Raw genomic sequence first — 6,810 nt, 5'->3', positions numbered from 1 at the left:
CCAATGGAACTTAAATAAGATGACTCCTGTTCAATACAGAAATCATCTTATCATATAGTCTTTTTTAAAACGTCCTTGACAAAGGGTACATTTTAATATTAAGTTCTTAAGAGTCTTTTTTTCATTCATTTAATTTAGTTAAAAAAGTTTTTCTATGTATAGGACATATACCATATTTTCTTATAGCACTTACATGCTCCTGTGTCCCATATCCAACATTTTTCTTAAAATTATATTGGTGATATTGTTCACTGTATTCTTTCATTAAAGCATCTCTATATACCTTAGCTATAATTGAGGCACATGCTATACTAGCACTTTTGGCATCGCCTTTTATAACATGTTTATTTTCAATAGCATTCCAATTTTTAATTAAATATCCATCACTTAAAACTAAATCTGGCTTTATTTTTAAGCCTTCAACAGCCTTTATAAAAATTTGATTATTACAAAAACCTATACCTTTACTATCAATTTCCTCATTAGACATTTCTGAAATATTGTAATCTATAGCACATCTTTTTATAATTTCACTTAACTCTTCTCTTTTCTCTTCAACTATTTTTTTAGAATCATTAATATACTCTATAACTAAGTTTAAATCTAAAATAACAGCTGCAGCTACTATAGGTCCTGCTAAAGGTCCTCTACCAACCTCATCTACTCCAGCTATATATCTTACATTAAAGGATTTATCAAAGTCATATAATTTTTGTACCCTATTAAGTTCTTTGATATAGTGATCCTTTAATCTAAAAAGCTTTTTATATGTATCCTGTACACCTTTTCTTTCATCCTGTTTTAATATAGTTAATACTCGATTAAATTCTTCGTCATCACAAAAATCTTTTATATTATTTTCATATTTACTACATAATTCTTTAATTTTCTTTATACTTAATGAATTTATTTGGCTTATATCTAACATAAACTTCTTTCCTTTCTATATTCTATCTAAAGAAATTCCACCAAGTCTACCTGCCCTAAATTCATCTAATAACATAATTGCAACTCTATTATAGTCTATGTTGCCACCATGCATTACACATCCACGTTTTTTAGCTATAAGTTCCATATTTTCAAGTGGTGTTTCACACAATTCTTCTATTTTATATCTTTCTTTTAGATTTTTAGGATAATGTTCCTGAAGAGTTTCTATTAATTTTAATGCTAATTCTTCAATATCCATAATTTCATCTTTAATTGCTCCAGTAAAAGCTAAATTTAATGCAACTTGTTCATCTTCAAATTTAGGCCATAATACTCCTGGAGTATCTAATAATTCTATACCCATTTTAGTTTTAATCCATTGATTACTCTTAGTAACCCCTGGTTTATCACCTGTTTTTGCCGTTTTGTTATTTGCCATCTTATTTATAAAAGAAGATTTTCCTACATTAGGTATACCAACTACCATTACTCTTATCACTATATTCTTAAGACCTTTTGAACGTAATCTTTCTAATTTTTGTTCTAATAATAAATTAAGCATTGGTTTAATCTCTCTTAATCCCTTACCAGATAAACTATTTGTTTTTATAACCTTTACGTTTTCCTTACTTAGGCTCTTTATCCATTTATCAGTAATGGCTTCTTCACTTAAATCACTTTTATTTAATAAAATAAGTCTAGGCTTATTTTGACATATATTATCTATATCAGGATTTGCACTAGATTTTATTATTCTTGCATCTCTTATTTCTACTACTGCATCTACTAACTTTAAATTTTCAGTTATAGCCCTTCTTGTTTTAGCCATATGACCAGGATACCAGTTAATTTGCATAAACTTATACTCCTTTATTTCAATTTATAATATATAATTTTTAATATAAAAAAAGGGACTTTAACAGTCCCAATTTATTATAATCTTTCTTTAACTTTTGCAGCCTTACCAACTCTATCTCTAAGGTAGAATAATTTAGCTCTTCTTACTTTACCTCTTCTTGTAACTTCGATTTTTTCGATTACAGGAGAATTCGTTGGGAATGTTTTTTCAACTCCACAGTTATAAGCTACTCTTCTTACAGTGAAAGTTTCTCTAACCCCACCATTTTGTCTCTTAAGAACTGTACCTTCGAAAATTTGGATTCTTTCCTTATTTCCTTCTTTGATTTTGATGTGAACTTTTACAGTATCACCTACACAAAATTCTGGTAGATCATTTCTTAATTGTTCAGCTTCGATTGATTTTATTATTTCTAACATATGTACACCCTCCTTATATATATTTAGACGTTCATAATCGCATTCTGCAACAGAGGACCGCCCGGTATGCACGATTATGATTTTATCACACTATTATTTGCTAATCAAGTATTTTCATTAAATTTTTTTAGAAGTTTTTTATCTTCACCGGAAAGTTCATACTTAAAATATAAATCTTTTCTATACTTTTTAGTGATTTTTAAAGCTTGAACCTTTCTCCATTTTCTTATATTTTCATGATGTCCAGAAAGAAGTATGTCCGGTACCTTTTCTCCTTCAAAGACTTCTGGTCTAGTATATTGAGGATATTCAAGCAATCCATTATAGAAAGATTCATCTTCATAACTTTCAGATGTAGAAAGCACACCAGGAATAAGACGACATATACTATCAACAATAGGAACACATGCTGCCTCTCCTCCTGTTAAAATAAAATCTCCTAAAGAAATTTCTTCATCTATGTATTTTCTTATTCTCTCATCTATTCCTTCATAATGTCCACATAAAAATATAAGTTGATCACTTTGAGCTAATTCCTTTGCTTTTTCATGATTAAATTTATTTCCTCTAGGTCCTAAAAAAATAACTTTCCCTTGGTTACTTTCTTTGACTTTTCTTATACAATCTACAATAGGTTGTGGAGTCATGAGCATACCTGCTCCCCCACCATAGGGATAATCATCAACTTTCCTATGTTTATTTTTAGAAAAATCTCTGATATTATATGTATTAATATATAAAATCCCTTTTTCTCTTCCTCTGTTAATTATACTATGATTAAATACCTCAAAATACTCTGGAAATAAAGTTAAAATATCTATTTTCATTACATCCACTCTTTCACCGGAAGAATAGTTATTTTACTATTTTGTATATCGACTTTTCTAACAACACTTCCTATTGCAGGTATTAAAAGTTCTTTTCCTTCATTTTTAATCCAGTACACATCATTACTGCCTGTTTCAATAACATCAAACATCTTGCCTAAATAAGTTTCTTCTGTATCATAAACTTCACATTGTAGCAAATCTGCAATATAATAATGATCCTCTGGAAGTTTTACAGCATCTTCTCTTCTAATTTTAAGTTGCACATTCTTATATCTTATAGCTTCATCTATAGAATTTATCTTATCAAACTTTAAGATAACTCTATCATTTTGAAGCTTACAACTTTCTATTTTAAATTCTTCATCATTAATTATTACATAATCTAATTTTTTAAACCTTTTTATATCATCAGTTAAAGGAAATACTTTTACTTCACCTTTAATACCATGTGGTTTTGAAATTTGTCCTACAACTAAAAATTCCTTTAGCATTTCTCCACCTCTTTTAAAAAAAATTATAAAATAAGAGTTAGGATCCCCTAACTCTTATGTACTTAAATTATTTCTACAACAACTCTTTTATTTTCTTTTATTGCTGCAGCTTTTACTACAGTTCTTATTGCTTTTGCTATGCGACCTTGTTTACCAATAACTTTTCCCATATCTTCTGGAGATACTTTAAGTTCCAAGATTATTGATTGTTCGCCAGCTACTTCATTTACTTGAACTAAGTCTGGATTATCTACAAGTGATTTGGCTATTACCTCTAATAATTGTTTCATATGAGATACGCCTCCATTTATTATTTGCAGATACCTGCGTTAACAAATAATTTTTTAACTGTGTCTGAAGGTTGAGCACCATTTTGAATCCATTTTGTTGCTTTTTCTTCATCAACTTTAAAAGTCATTGGTTCAGTTGTAGGATTGTAGTATCCGATTTCTTCGATAAATCTACCATCTCTTGGGCATCTTGAATCAGCTACAACAACTCTATAGAAAGGAGCTTTTTTAGCACCCATTCTTTTTAATCTTATTTTAACTGCCATTACATTTCACCTCCTTAAAAATTAAGCTTTATTTAAAAAGGGAGTTTTCCAAAAAGACCTTTTTTGGATTTTTTTTGCATCCCTTTTGCTTTTTTCATCATTTTTCTCATAGTTTCAAAATCTTTAACAAGTTTATTAACCTGTTGAATAGTAGTACCAGATCCATTAGCTATTCTTCTTTTTCTAGATCCTTGAGATAACAGACTAGGATTTTTTCTTTCCTGAACCGTCATAGAGTTTATCATAGACTCTATTTTAGACATTTCTTTTTCACCCTGGCTTAAATCTACTCCCTGTAACTGTTTGGAATTAACCCCTGGTATCATCTCAATTATTTTATTTAATGGTCCTAGCTTTTTCATTTGACCCATCATACTTAAAAAGTCTTCAAAGTCAACATCTTCATTAAGCATTTTATTACCAAGTTGCTTAGCTTCCTCTTCATCTATAGCTTGTTGTGCTTTTTCTATTAAGGATAAAACATCACCCATCCCTAATATTCTTGAGGCCATTCTATCTGGATAAAATATTTCAAGATCAGACATTTTTTCACCAACACCTGCAAACTTAATTGGTTTACCTGTAATTGATTTTATAGAAAGAGCTGCGCCCCCTCTTGTATCGCCATCTAATTTTGTTAAAATTACTCCTGTTACATCTAGTTGTTCATTAAAACTTTCAGCTACATTAACAGCATCCTGTCCTGTCATAGAATCAACTACTAAAAGAATTTCTGATGGTTCTACTTCTTTATTTATATCTTGAAGTTCTCCCATTAATGCCTCATCAATATGAAGTCTTCCAGCTGTATCTATAATAACTACATTATTACCATTTGATTTTGCGTGTTCTAAGGATGCCTTGGCAATATCTACTGGAGACAATTTGTCTCCCATTGTAAATACAGGTATATCTATTTGCTTTCCTACAACCTGTAATTGCTTAATAGCTGCCGGTCTGTATACATCACAAGCTACTAATAAAGGTTTCTTATTCGCTTTTCTAAGATTCAAAGCAAGTTTTCCACACATAGTTGTTTTTCCTGCACCTTGAAGTCCTACAAGCATAATTACGGTTAATCCTTTTGAAGAAAATTCTATTTTACTTTCTTGGCTTCCCATTAAATTAGTAAGCTCATCGTTAACTATTTTTACAACCTGTTGACCAGGTGTTAAACTTTCAAGAACTTCTTCACCCATACACTTATCGGCAACTGTCTTTACAAAACTTTTAACAACTTTATAATTAACATCTGCTTCTAAAAGTGCAAGTTTAACCTCTCTCATAGCCTCTTTTATATCTTTTTCAGTTAACTTTCCTTTTCCCTTAAGCTTTTTAACAGCCTCTTGTAACTTTGAGGATAAACCTTCAAATACCATAGAAACCTCCTAATTTATCTCCTTCAACTCTTTATAAATTTTTTGTACAATATCATTAACCTCTTGATTATCTAAAAAAGTTAATTCTTCTAACAAATCATTTACTTTACTTTTAGTTTGTTCTAAAATATAATTTTTCTTTAAAAGTTGAAGTTTTTCTTCATATTCATATAACAACTTTTCACACCTTTTTATAGTGTCATGTATAGCTTGCCTACTGATGTTACTATTTTCGCCTATCTCGGATAAAGATAAGTCATCATTATAATAATAATCCATCACATTCTTTTGTTTTTCTGTTAATAAATTACCATATATATCAAACAATATAAGTATTTCTGTTCGCTTTTCCATAACATCACCTTAAACACAAAAATAATAATATCAGATTAAAATATATGTGTCAAGTATTTTTCCTTAACACATATATTTTTTTTAAAATAATGCCTCAACAAATGCTTCTGCATTAAATTTTTGTAAGTCTTCCATTCCTTCTCCAACACCAATGTATCTAACTGGTATATTTAAAGATTCTTTGATGGAGATTACTATACCACCTCTTGCAGTACCATCTAATTTAGTCAATATAATTCCATCTATATTACAAACTTCCTTAAACTGCTTAGCTTGTTGTACTGCATTTTGTCCTGTAGTAGAATCTAATACTAAAAGTGTTTCTACATTTTCTGATCCAAATTCCCTATCTATTATTCTATTTATTTTTGCAAGCTCATCCATAAGATTTTTTTTATTATGAAGTCTTCCAGCTGTATCACAAATTACAACTTCTGAATTACGTGCCTTAGCAGCTTGAATACCATCAAAAACTACTGCACCTGGATCAGCCCCTTCTTGATGTTTTACAATATCTACTCCAGCTCTTCCACTCCAAATTTGAAGTTGATCTATTGCTGCTGCTCTAAATGTATCTGCTGCAATAAGTAGAACTTTTTTTCCCTGTTCTTTATAAGAATAAGCTATTTTGCCTATAGAAGTTGTTTTTCCAACTCCATTAACTCCAATTATTAATAACATTTTAGGAAATTTCTCTTCTGTTTCATCGGTATCTTGTAAAATCTCCTTTAATACTTCTTTTAAACAAGGTTTAACTTCAGCAGTATCTTTAATCTTTTTTTCTTTTATTTTTGCTTTTAATTTTTCAATTACTTCTAATGTAGTCTCTACACCAAGATCAGAAGTAATAAGAACTTCTTCTAATTCTTCATACATATCATCATCAATTTTTACAGCTAAATTAAGTACATCTGTTACTTTATCAGCTAAATTATCTCTAGTCTTTGTTAATCCTTCTTTTAGTTTGTCAAAAAATCCTCCAAACATAGGAA

The 6,810-nt window shown here is 29.6% G+C and carries 10 protein-coding genes; all 10 read right to left on the bottom strand.

The genetic code is table 11. The features are described from left to right. Positions 1-121: 121 nt before the first annotated feature. Positions 122-928, bottom strand: a complete 807-nt coding sequence (locus QOZ93_RS03770) for a ribonuclease HII (RefSeq protein WP_111942704.1) — start codon at positions 926-928, stop codon at positions 122-124. A 15-nt stretch (positions 929-943) separates the two neighbouring features. Next, a complete protein-coding gene (gene ylqF / locus QOZ93_RS03765) occupies positions 944-1,786 on the bottom strand; it encodes a ribosome biogenesis GTPase YlqF (protein WP_111942706.1) in 843 nt (280 codons plus the stop codon). 77 nt (positions 1,787-1,863) lie between these two features. Beyond that, on the bottom strand, positions 1,864-2,208 hold the full coding sequence (rplS, locus tag QOZ93_RS03760; protein ID WP_111942708.1) for a 50S ribosomal protein L19: 345 nt from the start codon (positions 2,206-2,208) through the stop codon (positions 1,864-1,866). A 104-nt stretch (positions 2,209-2,312) separates the two neighbouring features. Continuing rightward, on the bottom strand, positions 2,313-3,035 hold the full coding sequence (trmD, locus tag QOZ93_RS03755; protein ID WP_111942710.1) for a tRNA (guanosine(37)-N1)-methyltransferase TrmD: 723 nt from the start codon (positions 3,033-3,035) through the stop codon (positions 2,313-2,315). Next, positions 3,035-3,529 (bottom strand): ribosome maturation factor RimM, encoded by a 495-nt coding sequence (rimM, locus tag QOZ93_RS03750; protein ID WP_111942712.1) that lies wholly within the window; start codon positions 3,527-3,529, stop codon positions 3,035-3,037. Before rimM ends, trmD begins: the two co-directional genes overlap by 1 nt. A gap of 62 nt (positions 3,530-3,591) precedes the next feature. Then, positions 3,592-3,819: a KH domain-containing protein gene (locus QOZ93_RS03745; protein WP_111942714.1), complete on the bottom strand. Its 228-nt coding sequence runs from the start codon at positions 3,817-3,819 to the stop codon at positions 3,592-3,594. Positions 3,820-3,839: 20 nt separating this feature from the next. Beyond that, a complete protein-coding gene (rpsP, locus tag QOZ93_RS03740; protein WP_111942716.1) occupies positions 3,840-4,085 on the bottom strand; it encodes a 30S ribosomal protein S16 in 246 nt (81 codons plus the stop codon). A gap of 32 nt (positions 4,086-4,117) precedes the next feature. Next, on the bottom strand, positions 4,118-5,464 hold the full coding sequence (gene ffh, locus QOZ93_RS03735; protein ID WP_111942718.1) for a signal recognition particle protein: 1,347 nt from the start codon (positions 5,462-5,464) through the stop codon (positions 4,118-4,120). Positions 5,465-5,473: 9 nt separating this feature from the next. Then, on the bottom strand, positions 5,474-5,818 hold the full coding sequence (locus tag QOZ93_RS03730; RefSeq protein WP_111942720.1) for a putative DNA-binding protein: 345 nt from the start codon (positions 5,816-5,818) through the stop codon (positions 5,474-5,476). An 81-nt stretch (positions 5,819-5,899) separates the two neighbouring features. Next, complete coding sequence (gene ftsY, locus QOZ93_RS03725; RefSeq protein ID WP_111942722.1) at positions 5,900-6,805, bottom strand: signal recognition particle-docking protein FtsY; 906 nt, start codon at positions 6,803-6,805, stop codon at positions 5,900-5,902. Positions 6,806-6,810: the final 5 nt, after the last annotated feature.

Origin of the sequence: Hathewaya limosa, from assembly GCF_030815255.1 — a bacterium.
Taxonomy (GTDB): Bacteria; Bacillota; Clostridia; order Clostridiales; family Clostridiaceae; genus Hathewaya; species Hathewaya limosa.
The sequence above is the reverse complement of the archived record's forward strand: the minus strand, read 5'-3'. Positions and strand labels throughout refer to the sequence as shown.